The organism is Hufsiella ginkgonis (assembly GCF_009834915.1).
In the GTDB taxonomy this organism is placed as follows: domain Bacteria; phylum Bacteroidota; class Bacteroidia; order Sphingobacteriales; family Sphingobacteriaceae; genus Hufsiella; species Hufsiella ginkgonis.
Genome location: NZ_WVHS01000006.1, coordinates 48426 through 70737 on the forward strand (window position 1 = coordinate 48426; position 22312 = coordinate 70737).

Below are 22312 nucleotides of genomic sequence, written 5' to 3' on the forward strand. Positions count from 1 at the left end.
GGTTAAAGCAAGAAGGGGGAAGCGGCCGGTTTTCGTCTTGGGCTGCCGGTGGAGGGCCGGCGCCTCCGTTCCTTAGTAAGTTCAGGTGAATACGCTAACCCATAAGAAAATTCATTATACGGATGTATAATATACACCAAATCGTTGAATTTACCGGTAATTAGCCAAATTTTAAATCAAAATCGATTATTAAATATCAAAGTCGCCCATTAACACCATATAATGTTTCTTTTACCGGAGTATACCAATTTTTTCTGGTGATTTTTACCATTAACGGCAGTGATTTTATACTTTTTAATAAATAAAAGAGGAAAAATTAAAAACTATTAAAAAACAGCCTTCAAATTCACGAATTTTTCATTTAGTTTTACTACCGAAACAAAATTTAAAAATTAGCGTATGAAAAAAAATTTACGAATGGTCATGCTATTCCTATGCATGATTGGAATTAACGCGTATGCACAGGACCGGGTAGTCACCGGAACGGTGACAGACAAGGCCGATGGTATCGGTTTGCCTGGCGTAAGCGTCGTAGTTAAGGGTACCCGCCAGGGCTCACAAACAAATGCCGCAGGGAAATTTATCATCACAGCTCCTGCAGGCAGTAAAGTGTTAACAATTACATCCCTTGGCTACAAGTCGGTAGACGTTGATATCACGGACGGTCCAATCGTTATCGCGTTGGAACCTGATGCAAAAAATCTTTCTGAGGTAGTAGTGGTTGGCGCTTTGGGTATCGAGCGTAAAGCGGGTGCCCTGGCTTATTCGGTAGCAAAAGTTTCCGGTGAGGACGTCAATGCCGCACACCCGAATAACCTTCAGAATGGTTTAGTGGGTAAGGTTTCCGGGCTTAATGTAAGTACCGTTAATAACGGTGTTAACGCAAGTACGCGTATCGACATCCGTGGCATTCGTTCTCTTACAGGTAATAATCAGCCCTTACTCGTAATCGATGGTTTACAAACGGACCTGTCTTATATCAACTCCATTAACCCTAATGACATTGCCGACGTCACCATTCTCAAGAGTGCCAGTGCGACGGCGCTTTACGGACCTGAAGGTGTGAACGGCGTTTTTGTGGTCACCACCAAGAAAGGGAAGCCTAATAAAGCTCCCCAGATCCAGTTCGGGCAAACTGCATACTTTGAACCGGTAGCTTATTTTCCTGAGTTACAAACCAAATTCGGCAGCGGTTCCGGGGAAGACGTTTTCGGTGATGGTGCTTATGATCCTATTGAGAACCAAAGCTGGGGGCCGATCTATACCGGCCTGGAAGTGGGTATCGGACGTGACGTAAACGGAAAGCCGGCAGGAACCGGTGTTGCGGGTGCCGATTATCAAAAAATCATCTATTCAGATAACTCACAGGCAAAAAAGGATTTCTTTGAAACGGGAAGGACGCTTCAAACAGATTTTTCCCTTACCGCCGGGGATAACAACAGCTCCTACTTTTTCTCCTTCCAAAATATCAAAACCACCGGTACCGTACCAAAAGACGCCACTTACAGACGCTCATTGCGGCTGAATGCGGATAAAACGATCGGTAAATTTAAAATAGCGGGCAACATTCAATACACAAACAGGAAAGATGAAACAACCAGCATTGGTGTTTATAACCTGGTCATCAATAGCCCCGGATCTATCCCGCTTAGTAATTATAAAAACTACCAGGACCCAACCTCATGGGCACATCACGACCGCTATTTTAACGATTACTATGAAAACCCTTATGAAGCACTCGACAGGTCGCGCACTCATTTTAAAAACGACAAGTTTGTAGGTGGCATTACCATGACGTTTAAGCCAGCTTCATGGCTAACTTTAACCGAGCGCCCGGGCCTTACCCTGAACAACTCGACAGATCACAGCACGGTTGGATCAATCTACTATTCGGCGATTACTAAAGCTAACGCATATTTCGCCAGTTCTGATAAAACCGGAAGCGTTGCTGACGGTTCAGCTTATGGTAATAAAATTCAGAATGAGCTTATCGCTAACATGGATAAGAAATTCGGAAAATTCAGAACCACCTTATTAGTGGGTAACCTGATCCGTGACACTTACAACAAGTCGGTAGACGTGTCTGGTTCCAACCTTGCCATTCCTACTTTGTATAATATCAACTCCGCAACAGGTATCCCCGGTGCGAATAGTTCGTTCAGCCAAACCCGTAATTATGCGGTGTACGGGCAGTTCGATCTCAATTATAAAGGCTTTGCCAATATTCAGTTTACAGGCAGAAATGACTGGGATTCAAGATTGGCAAAGGAAAACCGCTCGTTCTTTTACCCGGGCGTGAACGGCGCGCTGATCCTTTCTGAAATGCTTCCTTCGATCGTAGACAACAAGATCTTAAACTATGCCAAGATCAGCGGAGGCTGGAGCAAAGCAGGTAACGTGAACATCAATGCTTATTCACTCGACAATACGTTCGGACAATCCGGCTCGTTCCCATACGGGTCACTTGCCGGCTATACCGCGAGCGGTTCATTACTGAACCCGAATATTAAGCCAGAAATTGTTGAATCGATGGAGGTCGGTACGGAACTCTCATTCTTTGACGGACGCGCAGGGTTCGAAGGGTCTTACTATATCTACAATAATGACGAGCAGGTAATCGATATCTCGGTTTCGACCGCAACAGGCTTCGGTTCAACTAAGGTAAACGCCGCGAAATTCTGGAATAAAGGATTTGACCTTGACTTAAAGCTCATCCCCGTAAGAACAAACAGCATTACCTGGAACCTGAACGCCACTTACTCTTACAATGACAGTAAAGTATTATCACTTTACCAGGGTGTTGATCAGTTGGGTATCGGGAATACCGCGTACGTAATCACCGGTTTGCCGGCCTATACCCACCGTATCAGCGATTGGGTACGCGATCCTGAAGGACGTGTGGTAGTGAATTCGACAACAGGACTTCCATCAAAGGCGGCTACCACTATTATCGGCGACCGTGTGAACCCTAAACACATTATCGGTGTGAATACCGAAGTAAACTACAAAGCTTTCAGCTTTAGCGCCGTCGCCGAATACCGCGGTGGAAATTATATCTACAATGACGTAGGTTCATCATTAACCTTTACCGGTATCGACCGTTTATCGGCCATCAACAACCGTCAGAAGTTCGTTTTCCCCAATTCATCGTATACGCTTGACGGGGGGAAGACCTACGTAGCAAACACCGACATCGCTGTAAATAACGCAAATTACGCTTTCCTGCAGGGTTCAACCTTCCGCACGCTGGGAACAAACTACTATGTTCCTGCAGACTTCTGGAAGCTGAGAGAAGTGACTCTCGCCTACTCGGTACCCGCTAAATTATTGGCGAAAACTAAATATGTGAAGAGAGCAACGTTCGCGCTTATCGGCCGTAACCTTTTGATCATCAAGTCGAAAGCTAACTGGTGGACTGATCCGGAATTCTCAACTACTACTGGTAACCCAACTGGTACGACCAGTATCTCCCAAACTCCGCCGACAAGGATATTCGGAGCGAACCTTAATGTTACCTTCTAGTAACACCACTAATTTAAAAGAAACATGAAAAATAGGTTATATAAATTATTAACAACGGCATCTTTCGCGGCGGTCCTGGTCATTTCAGGCACGGGCTGTAAGAAGACGTTCCTCGACATTAATACGAACCCGAATAGCGCTATCGACGCAAATATCACACCTAACCTGCTCCTGCCGGCTGCTTTGACCACCACATCAACCGATGTGACCAGGGGCTATGATTACCTGGGGAGATGGATGGGTTTCTTCGTTACCTCCTCCGGCGTGGCTCCATCTGTAGAAGAAGAGTCATATGGCATCACTACCGGATTCGGTAACGGTGCCTTCAGCGGGATAATGGACAATAATTATGACTATAAGGTAATGGGTGATAAAGCTGCCGCATCTGGCATGACTTTTTATTCTGGTATTGCCAAGATCATGATGTCGCTCAACTATGCGCGCATGGTGGATTGCTACGGAAGCGTACCCTATACCGAAGCCTTAAAAGGCGTTACTTTCCTTACACCAAAATATGATGACGGCAAAGCCATTTACGAAGACCTGATCAAACAAATTGATGCGGGCATGGCAGAAATCAAAGGGGCTGATGTGGGTGTGAACATTCGTATCACTACCGCTGACATCATGTTTAAAGGCGATAAAGCCAAATGGGCCAGGTTTGGAAACACGCTTAAGCTGCGTCTGCTTATGCACCAGGCTAACCGGTCCGACCGCCAAAGCTATATTACCACCGAGATGGCGAAGATCGTAGCTGAGGGATCCGGATTCCTGGGTGCCGGCGAAAGCGGGTTTGTTAACCCGGGTTACAACCAGGCGCAACCCAACCCGTTTTTTACTACGTTTGCTTTTACACTGGCCGGCGCGGCAGCCGCCTCTCAGACACGGGCCAACGCGATCGTTTTAAATTACTTCAAATCAAACCAGGATCTCCGGCTTCCCTATTTATATAGATCCCGTTTAACTACCACCGCCGTGGTTTCTGAACCGGAGCCGACGCTGACAAATTCCCCCACCGGTTTTATATACGTTCCCACTACAGGTACCGTACCGGTTGCTACCGCCACCACCGTTGCTACCGATTATAACCTCTACCGTGGTGGTACGTATGGCCTGGCTATCGTAAATGCATTGTACCCTTCGCAAACTAACGGTTTCCTCTCAGGTCTTGCCGGAGCTACCTCAGCGAGTACGGCAAGCGGTGCGCCGGGATTTGTTAAAGGATATGCAATGGATCTCTGGATCCTGACTTCTGTAGAAAGCAAGTTCTTACAGGTAGAAGCTATGCAGCGTGGCTATCTTGCGCCTCCTGCAGGTACTACCATTGAGCAGGCGTATAAAGATGCCGTGAAAGAGTCATTTAACTTTTTAGCGGTTCCTAACGTTAACTACGTGAACCCGGCCGGCGGTGCGAACTTAACCGCTACCGCATTCGATTATTTTTATGCGCAGCAATCTACTGCCGGAAATACCAACGTAAGCTGGGTCAGCGCATCGGATAAATTGAAGCTCATCGCTTTCCAGAAATACCTGGGTTTATCGGCACTGGACTTTATGGAGATGTGGACCGAATACCGCAGAAACGGTTACCCGAACATCCCGTTGTCGCAGAACACCAGCCGTTCAGGCGGAATTCCAAACCGGTTGCTCTTTACGCAGGCAGAGATTAACTATAACACTGCTAACGTACCATTGAAAGGCCGTTCAAGCGGGGATCAGTTCACCGATAAGATCTGGTGGATGCCGTGATCCTGATTATTAATAATTTAAACAAAAAGATATGAAATTATTTAGATATATATTTTTACTCGGATGCTTCTCGACAATAATGACGGGATGTGTCAAAGATGACGCATATACGGATTACAGCCAGATCAAGGAGATTATTCTTATCCCGAATGCTAACTGGCCAAGGGTTGCCACTTTATCTACCACGTCTGTGCTTTCCACGTCGGCGGAGTATACCGGCGGGTATAAGTTTGATCTCCCGGTTCGCGTATCCTGGGACAAACCGCTTGATAAGGATGTTGTAGTCACTTTTGCGCCAAGCCAGAAAGCCGTAGACGATTATAATGCACTGTTTAAAACGAAGTTTACGTTGATGCCCGTTGCTTCATATACTATGCCCTCACTTAAGGTGACCATTCCTGCCGGTCAGAAAACAACCACCAATGTTAACATCCCGGTAACTATCCTGCCGTCTACATTGGATCTGACGAAACGGCACATGTTTGCAATGACTATCACTGATGCAAGCGGCGAACCGATCGCAACTAACCTTGCTACTTTCATCATGCCGTTCACGGTGAAAAACAAGTATGATGGTAACTACCTGGCATTAAACTCAACCACCGACGTCACACTTCAGTCAAAGCTTACCGACCCTGCTAATCCAACAGCAACCGGTGAATATCCAAGACTGTATCATATCAATACCCTGGCGCCAGATAAAGTGGTTCTGTTCGATCCGACACTGAACGATTACCTGCACTATTACACCATAGGAAGCACAGGCGGGTCTTATGCTAATTTCGCCCCTGTTTTCCAGTTTGATCTTGCCACCGACAAAGTGATCGCGGTAACTAATTATTACGGGCAACCAACAAGCGGCGGTGTCGGGGCCAGGCTGATCGCTTCGTCCGGAACTAACGACAATAAGTACGTTGTAACCGGTTCCGGAAGCACGGCGATCAGGCGTATCTACGTCAAATATGCGATGACTGTAAATGGAGCTGACAAAGTGACTTTCAGTGAAATATACCAGTTTTCTGCTGCGAGGGTTTATTAAGCGCCAAAAAGTGATACTCACGCGATAATTGGTACGATAAAGAAGGCTTCCAGGCAGGAAGCTTTCTTTATCGTTACCATATGCTTATATTTACTTAGTGATCTGATCGTTAGCTATGTAAATAATACACCGTGAACCACAAACAGGATTCACCTCTCTTTTATTTTAATCAGTAATTGTCAATATAATTTGATTTTAGAGCCATGAAAAGAACGTATCTATTAGCTTTAGGGTTATTCGCCACCCAGGCCGCATTTTCACAACAAGGGACGATAGCCGGTAATTTTACCAATACCATACTGCAGGCCCGTCAAAATGAGATGATCAATACGAAGTTGACCGACTTCAGCACGATCGCAACGGGACGTTTTTACTCAGATGCCTGGCTGAGCGGCTCTGCTACCGGTATGGACGGTAAGCAGGTATCATCCGGGTATAAATTCAACTTCGACAAACTGTCGCATGAGCTATGCATGAAATGGAAAGACCAGGCGATCGTTATCAATAGCGCTTCGCTTAAAACATTTACGCTCATCGATCCGAAAACAGGTGATTCACATGTATTCGCGCGGCAACCGGCAGTAGATGAAATACATTTCTTTGAAGTGTTAAGCAGCGCTGCTACCGACCCTGCCGAAAAGTACAGCCTGCTCAAGTTGGTTACCGCAGAAGCTGATAAGCAGATCAGTAACAATTATGCGGCAAATTCATCCGGCGACCATAGCCAGAAGTTTACGGAAAAGACCGAATATTTTTTAGTGAAGAAGGGCAAGGCAGATAAAGTGAAACTCAACAAAAAGGCATTGTTATCATCGCTCTCCGGCGAAGATCTGAAACTTGCCGAAGCATTTCTTGCCGAGTCCAAAACCATGAACGAGGTGCTCGCCAGGAACCTGGTCAGGGTATTGAACAAGGAAACCACTATCTGAGCCCAGCTTGCAAAGTGAGCTAAAAAAAGCTCCGGGTGCGTTTACAGGCACCCGGAGCTTTTTTTTGGTACAATAACTGGCTATGGATTACTTCATCTAAACAAGGTTCCATTGATTGGAAAATCAATGACAGCAGGCATTTAACAACGGACCGGGCAACATCAAACCTCAAAAAACTTCATAAATTAGCCCCTCCAATGACCTCTATCAAAAACATCATTTTCGATTACGGCAACGTTATTTTCCTGATCGATTTTAAACGCACACAACATTCTTTCACCGGGCTTGGTATCGAGAACGTAGACCGCTTCTTTGCACATGCCGGGCACGATCCGTTGTTCGATGAATTCGAAAAAGGCAACATCTCTTCCGCGGAATTTCGTGACGGCATACGCCGCATCACGGGAAAGCCGGAATTAACAGACGAACGCATCGATAACGCATGGACCAGTCTGCTGATCGGCGTGCCCCGCGTAAACCACGAACTGGTATTGAAATGCAAACACCGGTACCGCACGTTCCTGCTCAGCAACATCAACGAGATCCACCTCAACTACATTACCGGTTACCTGCAGCAGGAATACCATATTACGTCAAATGATGTCCTGTTCGAAAAGGTATATTACTCTCACCTGGTACGTCTCCGCAAACCCGATCCGGCCATTTTCAACCTCGTAATACAGGAAAACGGTCTAGATCCCGCGGAAACATTGTTTATAGACGATAGTCCGCAGCACCTTAAAGCTGCGGTTGGCCTCGGCTTGCATACGCACCTGGTTACGGCCGAAGACTCACTGGAAAAATTCCTCTACCGCAGCGGCCTGCTGGAGCAGGAACCATAAGCAATTGATAGGTATTTAATAAACAAACACCTACCTCCGTTGTTACACCTTCTAAAACACCGGAACCTTATTACTTAACTATTCATCATTCCTTATTACTTGTTGTTATGAAAAATTACCAAACTATGGTCGAAGCCCTCAATGATCTTAAATCAAGAGGATATACGTTAGATTTTAACCTGGCAAAAGATTCGCTGCACAACAGCACGCAAGATATCACCCTGCATCCCGACGACTTCGAGATCACCGAGCTGTACCGCTTCGAGGGCATGACCGACCCTGCCGACAGCGCGATCGTATACGCCCTCACTTCACATAAATATGGCGTAAAAGGCGTGCTGGTGAGTGCTTACGGGGTGTATGCCGACGAAATTTCTGAAGACCTCTTAAAGAAGCTTAATACTCCCGGCGAAGGCGGGTTAGACAGTGCCGATAAGATCGTTTAACTACCTGCTCAGATCTTCCTGCGTTTCTTTTCTTTTACGATCAGCCCTAGCTCTCTGCCGGTTTGACCGGCAATGGAAGTATTTTCCTGCGCACGCCTGAACAGGTAAGGCAGCACCGCCTCTACGGGACCGTATGGAACATATTTAGCCACATGGTACCCGGCATCGGCGAGGTTAAAGCTCAGGTTATCGCTCATGCCGAGCAATTGCGAAAAGAAAACATGCCTGTTTCCCGGCGAAATACCGCGCTCAGCCATCAACTGGCACAGTAAACGGCAGCTTTCTTCGTTATGAGTACCGGCCACAATGGCCACCTGTGCGGTATGATCGAGGCAGAACTGCAGTGCAAGGTCGTAATCCCGATCGGTGGAGGCTTTATCCGGCTGGATCGGCGAAGGATAACCCCGTTCTTCGGCGCGTTTCCGTTCCTTCTCCATGTAAGCGCCGCGAACCAGCTTCGCGCCAAGGATAAACCCGGAAGATTTTGCCCGCGCCGCATCCTTTTGCAACGACACCAGCTTATCGTGACGATACAACTGGTAAGTATTGTACACGATCACGGCATCGCGGTTGTAGCGCTGCATCATGTCGAGCGCCAGCTTATCAATGGTATCCTGTATCCACGACTCCTCGGCGTCGATCATCACCGGCACTTCCGCATCAGCGGCCGCCCGGCAGATCATGTCTACACGTCCCTTTAGCTTCACATATTCCACATGCTCGGCATTGGTAAGCTCGTTCCCGGCGTCGAGCTTCGCAAGCAGGCCAAACCTGCCCACACCAGTGATCTTAAACACGGTAATGGGCACACTCGGATCGCCGGTGGCACGGCGGATGGTTTTAATGATCTCCTCCGCGGTAAGCGTAAACACGCTCTCTTTTTCCTCGCCTTCAACCGAATAATCCAGGATGGTGCCTACCTTCCCCGAGGCAAGCTGCCGGATAGTCTGTTCGCATTCGCCGATGGTTTCACCTCCGCAGAACTGGCGAAAAATAGTAGCCTTTATCAGTCCCTTGATAGGCAGCCCGGTTTTCATGGCGAAGTTGGTGACCGGCGGCCCGATCCGTGTCAGGAAATTGCTGCTGATCACTTTAAAAAGCCAATAAGCGCGGCTCAGGTCCTTGTTATTCTTGCCGCGAAAGGCGATTTCGGTGTTGTCGAACGAGAGCGGTTGAGGGTCGGTAGGTGAATTACTCGGCATCGGGCAAAGATAGTAATCAGTTGTGAGTTGTGAGTGATCAGTTGTGAGCTGTCAGCGGCGGTTACCAGGGAGCCAGCTCCGTTATGAGGCCGTGCGGGAACCGGCTGCTGATAACTGGCAACTGATAACTATATTTGCGCCCATGATCGAATTTAAACTCGAAGGCGAGTTCATCCCGCTGATCCAGTTGTTAAAAGCAACCAACCTGGTACTTACCGGCGGTGAGGCGCAGGCCGTAGTAAACGACGGGCACGTGCTGTACAACGGCACCATCGATTATCGCAAACGCTTAAAAGTGAGGCGCGGCGATGTGATCACATTTCACAAAAAGCAGATCATTGTTATTTAAATGCAGCCAATCAAAAGTAACGGGTACTCCGTTTATTTCGACGACCATTTTGGGGAATTAAAGACGTTCCTGGCGGAAGGTAGCTATTCCAGGGTTTTTTTTATTGCCGACCGTAACACGTACGAGAAATGCCTCCCGGCAGTGCTGGCCGAACTCCCCGACCTGCAGCAATACGACGTGATAGAGGTAGACCCCGGCGAAGAAAACAAAAACATCGACTTTTGTATCGGTATCTGGCAGATGCTCCTGGATTTCGGCGCCGACCGTAACAGCCTCGTTATCAACGTGGGCGGCGGCGTGGTTACTGACATGGGCGGCTTTGCAGCTTCGACGTTTAAACGCGGCATCGATTTCGTACAGGTTCCTACCACCTTGCTATCGCAGGTAGATGCGTCTGTTGGCGGTAAAACAGGCGTTGATTTTGGCGGGGTAAAGAACATCATCGGCACGTTTACCCAACCCAAAGCGGTGTTTATTTCTACCGCGCTGCTGGGCACGCTGGACCGCAGGCAGGTAATTTCCGGCTTTGCCGAAGTGATCAAACACGGCCTTATCCGCGATAAAGCGTATTTTGAAAAAGCCATCGAAGCCGCTTATCGGCCTGTTGATACCGCGCTTATTTACCGTTCCGTGGAGATCAAGAACGAGGTGGTAACCACCGATCCGTTTGAGAAGGGGCTCCGCAAGATCCTCAACTTCGGGCATACCATCGGCCATGCCATCGAAAGCTACTCTATGCTGCCCGGTAACTCACCCTTACTGCATGGCGAGGCCATTGGTTTTGGCATGATCTGCGAAAGCTACCTGTCGCACATACACCACCAATTAACCGGCGAAGAGCTCAATACCATTATCGCCGGCCTGCTTCGCATTTATCCCTACTATCCCATCGAAGCCACCGCTTACCCGGAACTCATCGCCATCATGCTCAACGATAAAAAGAACACCAATGGCAAGATCGGCTTCGCCCTCCTTTCCGCTATCGGGAATTGTGCCTACAACCTGTATGTTTCGGAACGGGAGATCGTAGATGCGCTGGAGTTTTACAGGGAGTTGAGATAGCGGTCAGCCGTAAGCCATCAGCTCCTGTTTGGTGCTTTACCTGCTAACTAAGCTAAATTTTAGCGAAGCTAAGCGGTGATAAAAAGCTGAAAGCTGACAGCCGCCGGTTGATAGCTAAAAAAACTCTATTTTTTCTTGCATCTTCCATTTCCATCCGTATATTTGGCCTCGATAAAAATGAAATTCAACTACGCATATTTCTTTGGTTACTTTTACTACAACAGTAAGGGCCGGGACTAATATGTAACATAATAAGCTTACAAAAAGAGGTCCCGGTTTAAAGCCGGGACTTTTTTTTTACCACTAAGGGATGAAGAAAAAGGTAGCAATACAGGGGATCAGGGCATCGTTTCACGAGCAGGCGGCTTTCAGCTTTTTTGGAGAAGACATCCAGACTGTTGAATGCAACTCGTTCCGCGAAACCTGCGAAGCGCTGAAGAACAAGCAGTGTGACTACACCGTGATGGCGATCGAAAATTCCATTGCCGGCAGTATCCTCCCCAATTATGCGTTGCTGCGCGACTTTCACTTCACCATTATCGGCGAAGTTTACCTCCCTATCCAGCTGCACCTGCTGGCGCTACCGGGCGTGAAATTCGAAGATGTTAAATACGTAGAATCACACCCGATCGCGATCCGTCAGTGCGACGATTTCTTCGACGCCTACCCGCAACTGCAGGTAAGAGAACGGAACGATACCGCCGCCTGCGCCAAACGCATCAGGGAGGAACAGCTGACAGATACCGTGGCCATCGCAAATATCCTTGCCGCCAAACTCTACGACCTGGAGATCCTCGAACGCCGGATCGAATCCAATAAGAAGAACTTCACCCGCTTCCTGGTACTTTCCGATCCCGGGAATGCCGAGGCGATCGTGGAAAACCCGGATAAAGCCTCCCTGAGCTTCCAGGTAGGTAACGAGATCGGTTCCCTCGCAAGGATCCTGAACATTTTTTCGGAAGAGAACATTAACCTGAGTAAGATCCAATCCATGCCCGTTTTAGGTAAACGCAACGAATACAACTTTTACGTGGACGTAGAATGGCAGGAACGCCGTCAGTATGAAACGGCCCTGCATAAAGTACTCCGTTACGCCGTTAATTTTACAAACATGGGCGAATACAGGAAAAATGAAGAGGCCTAGAAAGAAGCTGACGGCTGATAGCTGACGGCTGATAGCTTCCTCCCCCCAACAAAACTGAAAACTGACAACTGACAACTGATAACTGACAACTCACACCCAAGCCCCCCCGATATGAAACTCAATCTCAATATCCAACCCCTCTCTACCTGGCTGAAGCCGGCAGAAGAGAACAAACCGCTGATCATTGCGGGACCCTGCAGTGCCGAAACTGAAGACCAGTTAGTAACCACTGCTCATTTATTGGCAAAAACCGGCAAAATCTCCGCCCTGCGTGCAGGCATCTGGAAACCGCGTACGCGTCCGGGAGAATTTGAAGGCATCGGCAGCGTGGGCCTGCAATGGCTTAACCGTGCGAAGCAGGAAACAGGTCTGCCCACCGCTGTGGAAGTGGCCAATGCCAGGCACGTAGAGGAAGCGCTGGCGGCAGGCGTCGACATTTTATGGGTAGGCGCCCGCTCTACGGTAAACCCGTTCACCGTGCAGGAGATTGCCGATGCGCTGCGTGGCGTAGACATCCCGGTAATGGTAAAAAACCCGGTAAATCCCGACCTTTCTTTATGGATCGGTGCATTGGAACGTATCAACCAGGCAGGCATTACGCGGCTGGCGGCTATTCACCGCGGGTTCAGCTCGTTTGAAAAGACCGCTTTCCGCAACGAACCGATGTGGGAGCTTGCCATCCAGCTAAAAACGCTCTGCCCCGAACTGCCCATTATTAACGATCCGAGCCACATCTGCGGTAACCGGGAAATCATTCCATACGTATCACAGAAAGCGCTCGACCTCGACATGCAGGGCCTGATGATCGAGTCGCACCTCGATCCAACCATCGCCTGGACCGACGCCAAGCAGCAGGTAACCCCTTCCGCCCTTTCAGACATTATCGATAATCTTACGCTTCGTCATACCGAGCCTGCTACCCGCGCATTGTCAGACAAGCTCGATGAACTGAGAAAGCAGATCGACAAGCTCGACGACCAGATCATCCAGAAAATTGCCGAAAGGATGTCGGTAGTAGAAAAGATCGGTGAATACAAACGCGATAATGACATCACCATTCTCCAGGTGAACCGCTGGGACGAGATCATGCACAAACGCAGCGCTTTTGCACGCGCCCTGAAACTGGATGTGAACTTTGCCGCCAAGCTCCTGGAGCTGATGCACAGCGAATCGATCCGTAAGCAAACCGAGATCATGAACGCTAAATCGGTAGTAGAATAAATGAGCGGCGGTAACCTGGTGCTCTCTGCCGGTAAGCGGGATATCCATGCGGAGATCCGGCTTACCGGTTCAAAAAGCGAAAGCAACCGCGCCCTGGTCCTCGAGGCGCTGAGCGACGGCGGCGTGAAGGTGGAAAACCTTTCAGAAGCCGCAGATACCGTTACGCTGAACAAGATACTCCGCTCGCTGGTGGCCGAAACGCCGATCACGATCGTAGATGTCGGCCCGGCGGGAACCGCCATGCGTTTCCTCACCGCATTTGCCGCGGTAAAAGGCATCGAGGCCATCATTACAGGCACCGCCCGCATGAAACAACGCCCGATCGGTCTCCTCGTAGATGCGTTACGCACCCTGGGCGCCAGTATCACCTATGCCGAAGCAGATGGCTTCCCACCGGTAAATACGCATCCCGGGTTCCGGCAGCAAACCCGCGTGGTAAGTATTAAGGGCGATATCAGCTCGCAATACATCACGGCGCTGCTGCTGGTGGCGCCGGTGCTTCCGCAGGGGCTTGAGCTCGAGATCGAAGGAGAGCTTACCTCGCGCCCCTACGTAGAGATGACGCTTTCGATGCTTTCACAGGTAGGGATCAGTCATGAATGGAACGGCGACCGGATCGTCATCCCCCGGCAGCCGTTTATCATTACTACATTAACCGTAGAGCCCGACTGGAGCGCAGCTTCTTACTGGTACGCCATGGCCGCATTGGCGGAAACTTCTGCTATCAGCCTGCCCAACCTCAGGAAATATAGCCTGCAGGGCGACAGCCGCATTGCGGAGATCATGGCCAACTTCGGCGTCACCTCCACTTTCGTGGGAAATGGCCTCGAGATTAAAAAAGAGCCCAAAACATTTGTTCCTAAACTGTTCGACCTGAAAGATTGCCCTGACCTGGCACAAACCGTGATCGTGTGCTGCGCGGCCCTCGGCCACAACGCCTCGTTCACCGGGCTCGAGACCCTTAAAATAAAGGAAACCGACAGGATCCAGGCGCTGCAAAACGAACTTGCCAAGTTCGGGGTAAAGTTTACCGCAGACGGTACCACCTATCACCTCGACAGCTCGGAACGCTTTTTCCCGGAAAAGATCCGCATCAGCACCTACGAAGACCACCGCATGGCGATGGCGTTCGCGCCGCTGGCACTGGTGATTAAAGAGGTAGAGATCGAAGACTATCTTGTTGTTGAAAAGTCGTACCCCGATTTTTGGACACACCTGGCGCAGATCGGGATTATCAGTACTGAACAGGCATGAAGTTGTATCAAAAGCGAATTTCCGGCCGCCTGCATTTTGATCCAGCTAATCATATTAACTACTATAAATAAGTTACATGGCAGGAAATTCCTTCGGACAACTGTTCCGCATAACAACTTTTGGCGAATCGCATGGCGAAGCGATCGGGGTGATCATTGATGGATGCCCGCCGCGGTTAGCCGTCGACGAAGCTTTTATCCAGGGCGAGCTCGACAAACGGAAACCGGGCCAGTCGCGCATTACCACGCAGCGGCAGGAAAGCGATGAGTTCCGGATCCTTTCAGGTGTTTTTGAAGGACGATCTACCGGTACACCCATAATGCTGCTGATCCCAAATGCCGACCAGCGGTCTAAAGATTACGATCACAACAAAGACTCGTTCAGGCCCTCACACGCAGATTATACGTACCAGGCCAAATACGGCATCCGCGATCACCGGGGCGGAGGCCGTTCTTCGGCACGCGAAACCGCAGCCCGTGTTGCTGCCGGAGCCGTCGCTAAGTTATTGCTGAAACAGCAGGGGATCGAGGTATTTGCACATGTTTCGGGAGTAGGGAGCTTAGAAGCCCCGGAAACCGACGTAACCAACATCGACACAGCCACCGCAATCCGCGAGCAAAACCTGGTACGCTGCGCCGATCCCGAAATGGCAGCCACCATGACCACGTACATCGACGAGGTGCGCAAAGCGGGCGATACTGTCGGCGGAAGGATCTCCTGCCTGGTGCGCAACTGCCCGCCCGGTCTTGGCGACCCGGTATTCGATAAGCTGCATGCCGACCTGGGCAAAGCGATGCTAAGCATTAACGCGGTGCATGGCTTCGAGTATGGATCTGGCTTCAAAGGATCCGAGATGAATGGTTCAGATCATAACGATTTATTCGTACCTTCCCCGGGAGAGAATGGCGTAAAAACACAAACGAACTACTCGGGCGGCATACAGGGCGGGATCTCCAACGGTATGGACATTACCTTTAAAGTGGCATTTAAACCGGTAGCTACCATTATGCAAAGCCAGCCGACCATTGATAAGTCAGGCAACGATACGGAGATCAAAGGAAAAGGCAGGCATGATCCCTGTGTGGTGCCGCGCGCAGTGGCGATCGTGGAGGCAATGGCCGCCCTGGTAATTGCCGATCATTTTCTCAGGAATAAAACACTTTCTTTATGAAAAAGACCTTGGTTGTTTGTATCATCATGCTTGGTATGCTTAAAGTGAACGCTCAAAACGTGATCCCGCTGTATCCAAACGGCGTACCGAACTCCACCGGAAACGCCGGGGAGGAAACCAAAACCGTTACTAATGGCTCCATCCGCTACGGACAGATCTCCAAACCCTCGCTCGAGATCTGGCTGCCGCCTGCCGGCAAGGCATCCGGCGCAGCCATAGTGATCTGTCCCGGCGGCGGTTACAGCATTGTTTCGTACACCAACGAAGGTACCAGCATCGCCGAAGCATTCAATAAAATGGGGGTAGCCGCTTTTATCCTTAAATACCGGATGCCTAGCGATATCTCCATGAAAGATAAAACGATCGGTCCCCTGCAGGATGCACAAACTGCCATTAAAATTGTCCGCCAGCGGGCGAAAGAATGGGGTGTAGACACGGCCCGGGTGGGTATCATCGGCTTTTCTGCCGGCGGCCACCTGGCTTCTACCGCAGGAACGCATTTCAACAAAGCAGTGATCGACAACAAAGAAGGCATCAGTCTGCGCCCTGATTTCATGATCTTGGGCTATCCCGTGATCAACCTTACAGACAGCCTCATGCACCAGGGGTCGAGGACCAATTTACTGGGTACCTCTCCACCTGCGGAGCTGGTGACATTATACTCAAATGACCTGCAGGTAACGAAAAGAACGCCTCCTACCCTGCTCTTCCACGCCGGCGACGATAAAACCGTTAAGGTAGCCAACAGCATCCGTTTTTACGAAAGCCTGCTCAGGAACGGCGTACCGGCCGAGCTGCACCTCTACCCCAAAGGCGGACATGGATTCGGCTTGTATAATAAAACGACCAGTGATCTCTGGATCGAAAGGGTAGAAAACTGGATGAAAGCGGGCGGCTGGATTAAGTAGGATCACTTTATCGGCATCGCAAACATGCCCGACGCGGCGTCGGCCTGCTTCTTAAGCCCCAGGTAATTCCATACAATCCCCGCCGTGTACTTACGGAAAGCCGCGTTCATTTGCTCGAGCGTGGTATTGTTCAGCTTTTCCGGCAGCTCTTCGGCGAGTTTCCATCCACCCATGATCTCGGCAAGGCCCAGGCTGGCTGCGATGGCCGCGGTGCTCTCCTGCTTCATGTAATTAGTGGTGATAAAACCGCTTTTGGCGCCAAGGAAATCCTCTTCCGAAAATCCCTCAGCCCGCAATTCGTTCAGCTCGTTCACCATTACTTCTACCGCTGCCGCAGGATCGGTGGTGCTCACGTAAACCGTGGAGAAAGGCATTTTAAGTACTTTTACCCCGGCGGACGGCGCGTAAGATAAATTCCTTTTGGTACGGATTTCTGAGAACAAGTGATTATCGAATGCACTGAAAGCGAGACGGAAACCTGCGTAATCCGGCGACGACATCGATGGTGCGTTCATTACGCCCTGGATGTAATTGGTGGCCAGGATGCGGTCTTCCGGGAATACTTTGTTGCCGGCAATTACCGGCACTTTGTATGCCGGCGCCACGTACGGCTTTGCCGGTATGGCCGAAAAAGCCGCTTTGATCTTTGCGGTGATCTCCTCTTTAGAGATTTTACCGGCCACTACGATGAACATCCTGTTCTTATTAAGCAACGCAGTATAATATTTTGCTAGCTCAGCCTGGTGGAACTTTGAAATGGTGGCCTCCGTTCCCGAAGGCTGCAGGCCGTAGATGGTACCCGCAAACGTGTTCTGCATCGCCATTTGTTCGATGCGCGTGTCGGGATCCGATTCGCTTTGCGAAAGACCGGTGATCAGCTTCGTTTTCAGTAAACCGAGCTCGCGCTCATCAAATGTCGGGTGTACCACCGCTTCTGCGAAGAGGTCCCATCCCTCGTTAAAGTATTTAGAAATACAATTGAGCGAGATCACCCCGAAGTCATAACCGGAAGAGCCGCTCACGGAGATCCCATAAGCGTCTTCTTTATCTTTAAATGCGTTTTTCGTGTACTTTTTGGTACCACATTCGGCGGTTGCCGCCAGGGTGAGGTTTTCGATTCCCGCCTGGGCGGCCGGGTAATTATTTAGCCCGCCTCGAAAGTATAAGTCGACACTCACAATTTGCTTTACGGTTGGCTTATAGATCACCTTGATGCCGCCCACATCGAATGACGAGGCGGCGGTCTGGGCATAACCGGCCGTTACAAAAACAGCTAATACTATACTAAAAACAATCCTTCTCATGTTGCTGCTGTTTAGGGCTTAAAAAATAATTCGGGTTTAATGGTGTTCTTCAGTTGCGGGCTTACCAGCATGCCCGCACAAAATGGTTTGTCTTTAATGTACTTACGCACGTATTGCTGCAGATCGGTGCGGGTAACTTTCCGGAGGTTATCCTGGTAAGTGTTCAGGTACCCCGGTGTGGCCGAGCACCACCAGAATGATACGGTGTGCACAAAATCGGAGGTTACCTCCTGTTCTCTCACCGAGTAGATATCGAGCGTGCGTTTTGCAGCTTCGATCTGCTCGTCGGTTACATAATCCGGCGAATCGAATAAAGCCAATTGGTGCTTTACTTCTGCCAGGCATTCCTTGGTTTTAGAAGGATCTGGCACCACCGTTAACGAGATGGGGCCGGTATGCTTTTGCGTGAAGTAGCCGATGTTCACTTCCAGGGCCAGTCCCGCATCCACCAGCGCACGGCTGAACTTGGAGGAGTTCTGGTTAAGAATGAACGAAAACACGTCCGCCGCATAGGTCGCAGGGATATCTTTCCGGGTATCCGGCCCGTGCCAGTAGTACATTACGATGGGTACGTTCACATTGGGCGACTCGGTGATAAAATAATCCGATTTGGTCAGCGGCTTAAATTCGGGAACCGGCCATTTCACAAACGGATCGAAGCCCGATGGCTTCCAATCGCCGAAGGTAGCTTCTACTTGTTTAAACACATCGTCGTGTTTTACATCGCCAGCCACGGTGAGGAGCGAGTTGTTAGGCCAATAGTACTTGTTTTTGATGGTGTCCATCTTCGCCGGCGTGGCGGTACGGATAATGTTATGGTCGCCGATCACGTTCTTGCGGCTGTATAAATCGCCCCAAAGGCGGTGATTCATCTCATCGATGAGCGGGAAATACGGGTTCGACTCGTTTCGCTGGAACTCCCCGTCGACCACGATGTTTTCACGTTTCATCTCTTCGGCATCGAACAACGGGTACCTGATGGCGGAGTTCATAAAGTCCAGTCCGCCGGCCAGGTTGAATTTAGGAAGCGTAAAGTAGTAATTAACACGTTCTTCGGTAGTTTGCCCGTTAAAGGAGATTCCCAGCTCGCCGACGCGGTTCAGGAAAGCTTCCTGGCTCGGGTAATCTTTATTGGCTTTAAAGAACATGTGCTCATACAAATGGCTCAGGCCGTTGTATTGCGGCGATTCGGTGTATGATCCGTTCTTAGCGGCAATCTCGATGGTGGCCAGGGGCACACTGCTGTCCTCGATCACGATGACTTCCAGCCCGTTGGGCAGCTTCTTAAAAAACATATTTGCGGGCAGGGCGCCCTGGCTGCCCGGAGCTAGCTGGGCCGTTGCCGAAAATAAACAGGCGCATAGCGCCAGCATCATCCAAACACTCTTCATATCAATCTTCAATTAAAAATTTTGTCGTAGGAACACCGAACCTGTTCAGGAAATCAACGCCTTCATCGCCCGGCCAGCCCTTAAACTCAGCATAGGAATTCTTAAAGAAAACCCGGGAGATCCCGGAAGAAAAAATCAGCTTTGCACATGCAAGACAAGGCGACAAGGTAAGATAAAGCGTGGCGCCGGTCAGGTCTGTCAGGTTTTTTACTGCGTACAGTATCGCGTTTGCCTCCGCGTGCAGTGCCAGCGAACAGCTATTACGGTCGTCGCGCGGACACCCGGTCTCCGGCCACTCCTCGTCGCAGTTATGAGTTCCGGCCGGCGGACCGTTATAACCGATGGAGATAATGCGCGTATCCTTGGTAAGCACAGCGCCCACATGTGCTTTTACGCAATGTGAGCGCTTGGCGAGATCCGTCGCCAGGTTCATAAATATCAGGTCGAAACTTGGTCTGTTTGCTGTCATCAATGCCCCGCAACGGTTTCAGTATCGTAATCTATCCCTTGCTTTTTAAGGATCGCCGAAGCTTTCAGGGCATAAAACGCCAGGTAAGCAAAACATGCCACGCCTACCAGGTAGCTCCACTGGATGCCCAGCAGGCCATCGGCGGAAAGATACCCCTGCAAAAGGCTGATGAAGCCGCCGCCCATGATCATCATGATGAGAAAACTCGACCCTTCATTGGTATGTTTGCCCAGTCCGGCGATAGCCAGCGTATAAATACATGGCCACAACGTAGAGCAGAACAGCCCCACGCTAATGAATGCATATACGCTGATCATGCCGCCCGATAACATACCGATAATTAACGCGGCCATCCCAAACGAAGAATAAATAAGCAGCTGGCGGGCCGGGTTTCCCTTGCTCAGCATATCGCCTACGATCAACACTAAGATCACGAACGCATATACGTAAAAAGGTGTAAGGTCATGGCTCGCCAGCTTGTTCACCAGCAGGAACACGCCAAAAGCGATATAAGGCATCAGGAAATTCAGGATCTTTTTGGTACTGCCGGCCAGGTTGAACGCACCGATCGAAGCGGTCCAGCGGCCAATCATCAAACTTGCCCAGTATAACGAAATGTATGGAGCAATACCTGAGGTCGGCATCTGCAGTTTCTGCAGCATAAACTCAGGCAGGTTGCTGGCGGTCGACACCTCGACACCTACATACACGAAAATAGCCACCATGCCAAGTACCAGCTGGCTATAGCCTAACGCCGACTTCTTGCTTCCCGCCGGGTAAGCAACGGTGGAGGTGTCTGTTGGCGAGCTGATGGAGTTTTCTTCCGGCTCTAATTCGATCTTATTCGGTAAAGAGGAAAACTTAAAAATAATAGCTACGATGATAAACAGCACCCCTAAGATGAGGTAGGGCGTTTTTACCGCCGAGATGCTGGCTACACCTGAGCCTCCCGCGGCAACACTACCGAAAATAGCGATAGTGACCAGGATCGGCCCGATGGTGGTACCGAAGTTGTTCACGCCGCCCGCAAGGCTTAACCGTTGTGCCCCGGTTTTAGGATCGCCCAGCACGATAGCCAGGGGGTTGGCGGCCGTTTGCTGCAGCGAAAAGCCGAGACCTACGATAAACAGGCCGGAGATCATTAAGGTAAATGAAGCGGTTTCGGCGGCCGGGTAAAATAACAGTGTACCCAAAGCGGAAATCACCAACCCAAGTGCAATGCCATTTTTGTAACCGATGCGGTTCAGGATGTCGCCGCCGCTGGCTTTCGACACAAAATAGTAGATCAGGGAACCTACGGTATATGCCACGTAAAAGGCAAAGGAGATCATTTGCGACTGCACCTGCGACAGCGTAAGTTTCTCTTTAAAAACGGGGATCAGGATGTCGTTACTCGCCGCAACGAAGCCCCAGAAAAAGAAAACACTGATTAAAGTGTAAAGTGCAGAAGGATTGTACTTGGATGGTTGACTCATTTTTATGTTGGTTAATCGGTTCGACTAACATAAGGATTTTTATTAATAATTTCGTTTTAGCACGCCTGGCGCAACACTACAATTACGCTACAACGCGTATAAGTAAACAATACATTGTTTTTTCTATTGTTATTCGCATATTCGCAACATTCGAAAGGTCGCTAAACAATCATGATCGAATCAATCATAACCGGTGTCGGACTTGGCATCGTACTTTCCTTTGCAACGGGCCCGGTTTTTTTTGCATTGATTAAAACGAGTATCGAACGGGGATTCTATGCAGGTCTCTGCCTGGCGGCAGGTGTGGTGATGTGCGACCTGATCTATGTCAGCATCAGTATTTACGGCACCTCGTTCCTCAGGCTCGAAAGCCGTTTTCGGCTCCCCATCGGGCTTACCGGGGCGACGGTGCTTATAGCTATCGGTATTTATTACCTCCTGAAAAAGATCAGGATCTCCTACGATACAATCATCACCAAACGCCATTACACGGGCTACTTCGTCAAGGGGTTCCTGATGTGCATCTTCAATCCCGGCATTCTCCTGTATTGGGTAACTGTTACGGGCGGCATCGTTTCGGCTGTTTCCGGGAGGATCAGGCCGGAGGATATGCTGCCCGTATATGCCTCGATCCTGGTCACCCAGTTTAGCATGGATGCGATAAAAGCTTATTACGCAAGCAAACTGCGTTACCGGATAAAGGAACGCACCCTTACCATCCTGAACAGGATCGCCGGAATGTTAATGCTGGTTTTTGCGCTGAAACTGGTGTATAACCTGGTATTTACGCACTCGCTATTGTAAGTTGCCAATGATCAGTTGTGAATGGTCAGTT

General features: G+C 49.7%; 19 protein-coding genes. 14 read left to right on the forward strand and 5 right to left on the reverse strand.

All coding sequences use genetic code 11. The features are described 5' to 3' along the window. The first annotated feature begins 399 nt into the window (after window positions 1-399). The 6 genes from GS398_RS20790 (at window position 400) to GS398_RS20815 (ending at window position 8527) form a co-directional block, all read left to right on the forward strand. The gene (locus GS398_RS20790; protein ID WP_160908765.1) at window positions 400-3522 is read left to right on the forward strand and encodes a SusC/RagA family TonB-linked outer membrane protein; all 3123 of its coding nucleotides are present in this window, start codon (window positions 400-402) and stop codon (window positions 3520-3522) included. 24 nt (window positions 3523-3546) lie between these two features. Further along, window positions 3547-5271 (forward strand): SusD/RagB family nutrient-binding outer membrane lipoprotein, encoded by a 1725-nt coding sequence (locus GS398_RS20795; RefSeq protein ID WP_160908766.1) that lies wholly within the window; start codon window positions 3547-3549, stop codon window positions 5269-5271. A 31-nt stretch (window positions 5272-5302) separates the two neighbouring features. Beyond that, window positions 5303-6310: a DUF1735 domain-containing protein gene (locus GS398_RS20800; RefSeq protein ID WP_160908767.1), complete on the forward strand. Its 1008-nt coding sequence runs from the start codon at window positions 5303-5305 to the stop codon at window positions 6308-6310. Window positions 6311-6513: 203 nt separating this feature from the next. Beyond that, a complete protein-coding gene (locus GS398_RS20805) occupies window positions 6514-7239 on the forward strand; it encodes a hypothetical protein (protein ID WP_160908768.1) in 726 nt (241 codons plus the stop codon). 197 nt (window positions 7240-7436) lie between these two features. Then, the gene (locus GS398_RS20810) at window positions 7437-8081 is read left to right on the forward strand and encodes an HAD family hydrolase (RefSeq protein ID WP_160908769.1); all 645 of its coding nucleotides are present in this window, start codon (window positions 7437-7439) and stop codon (window positions 8079-8081) included. A 107-nt stretch (window positions 8082-8188) separates the two neighbouring features. Next, window positions 8189-8527 (forward strand): phosphoribosylpyrophosphate synthetase, encoded by a 339-nt coding sequence (locus GS398_RS20815; protein WP_160908770.1) that lies wholly within the window; start codon window positions 8189-8191, stop codon window positions 8525-8527. Window positions 8528-8535: 8 nt separating this feature from the next. On the opposite strand, the gene GS398_RS20820 is transcribed toward GS398_RS20815, so the two are convergent. Continuing rightward, on the reverse strand, window positions 8536-9729 hold the full coding sequence (locus tag GS398_RS20820) for a proline dehydrogenase family protein (protein ID WP_160908771.1): 1194 nt from the start codon (window positions 9727-9729) through the stop codon (window positions 8536-8538). Window positions 9730-9871: 142 nt separating this feature from the next. Between GS398_RS20820 and GS398_RS20825 the strand changes: the two genes are divergently transcribed. The 7 genes from GS398_RS20825 to GS398_RS20855 all read left to right on the forward strand — a co-directional run bounded on the left by GS398_RS20825 (window position 9872) and on the right by GS398_RS20855 (window position 16838). Continuing rightward, window positions 9872-10078, forward strand: a complete 207-nt coding sequence (locus tag GS398_RS20825; RefSeq protein WP_160908772.1) for an RNA-binding S4 domain-containing protein — start codon at window positions 9872-9874, stop codon at window positions 10076-10078. Continuing rightward, on the forward strand, window positions 10079-11140 hold the full coding sequence (gene aroB, locus GS398_RS20830; protein WP_160908773.1) for a 3-dehydroquinate synthase: 1062 nt from the start codon (window positions 10079-10081) through the stop codon (window positions 11138-11140). 310 nt (window positions 11141-11450) lie between these two features. Then, on the forward strand, window positions 11451-12284 hold the full coding sequence (locus GS398_RS20835; protein ID WP_160908774.1) for a prephenate dehydratase: 834 nt from the start codon (window positions 11451-11453) through the stop codon (window positions 12282-12284). A 111-nt stretch (window positions 12285-12395) separates the two neighbouring features. Then, window positions 12396-13505, forward strand: a complete 1110-nt coding sequence (locus GS398_RS20840; protein WP_160908775.1) for a chorismate mutase — start codon at window positions 12396-12398, stop codon at window positions 13503-13505. Next, on the forward strand, window positions 13506-14759 hold the full coding sequence (aroA, locus tag GS398_RS20845; RefSeq protein WP_160908776.1) for a 3-phosphoshikimate 1-carboxyvinyltransferase: 1254 nt from the start codon (window positions 13506-13508) through the stop codon (window positions 14757-14759). A 76-nt stretch (window positions 14760-14835) separates the two neighbouring features. Then, window positions 14836-15930 carry a chorismate synthase gene (gene aroC / locus GS398_RS20850; protein WP_160908777.1) on the forward strand — a complete coding sequence of 365 codons (1095 nt, stop codon included), beginning with the start codon at window positions 14836-14838 and terminating at the stop codon, window positions 15928-15930. Next, window positions 15927-16838, forward strand: a complete 912-nt coding sequence (locus GS398_RS20855) for an alpha/beta hydrolase (protein WP_160908778.1) — start codon at window positions 15927-15929, stop codon at window positions 16836-16838. The genes aroC and GS398_RS20855 overlap by 4 nt, the downstream gene beginning before the upstream one ends. A gap of 2 nt (window positions 16839-16840) precedes the next feature. On the opposite strand, the gene GS398_RS20860 is transcribed toward GS398_RS20855, so the two are convergent. The 4 genes from GS398_RS20860 to GS398_RS20875 are packed head-to-tail and all read right to left on the reverse strand — an operon-like array spanning window position 16841 to window position 21477. Beyond that, the gene (locus GS398_RS20860) at window positions 16841-18142 is read right to left on the reverse strand and encodes a M16 family metallopeptidase (RefSeq protein ID WP_160908779.1); all 1302 of its coding nucleotides are present in this window, start codon (window positions 18140-18142) and stop codon (window positions 16841-16843) included. Window positions 18143-18153: 11 nt separating this feature from the next. After that, complete coding sequence (locus tag GS398_RS20865) at window positions 18154-19533, reverse strand: M16 family metallopeptidase (RefSeq protein WP_237488272.1); 1380 nt, start codon at window positions 19531-19533, stop codon at window positions 18154-18156. Window position 19534: 1 nt separating this feature from the next. Beyond that, a complete protein-coding gene (locus GS398_RS20870; RefSeq protein ID WP_160908780.1) occupies window positions 19535-20002 on the reverse strand; it encodes a deoxycytidylate deaminase in 468 nt (155 codons plus the stop codon). Beyond that, a complete protein-coding gene (locus GS398_RS20875) occupies window positions 20002-21477 on the reverse strand; it encodes an MFS transporter (RefSeq protein WP_160908781.1) in 1476 nt (491 codons plus the stop codon). Before GS398_RS20875 ends, GS398_RS20870 begins: the two co-directional genes overlap by 1 nt. A gap of 171 nt (window positions 21478-21648) precedes the next feature. On the opposite strand from GS398_RS20875, the gene GS398_RS20880 reads away from it, so the two are divergent. Next, window positions 21649-22281, forward strand: a complete 633-nt coding sequence (locus GS398_RS20880) for a LysE family translocator (RefSeq protein WP_160908782.1) — start codon at window positions 21649-21651, stop codon at window positions 22279-22281. The last annotated feature ends 31 nt before the right edge of the window (window positions 22282-22312 follow it).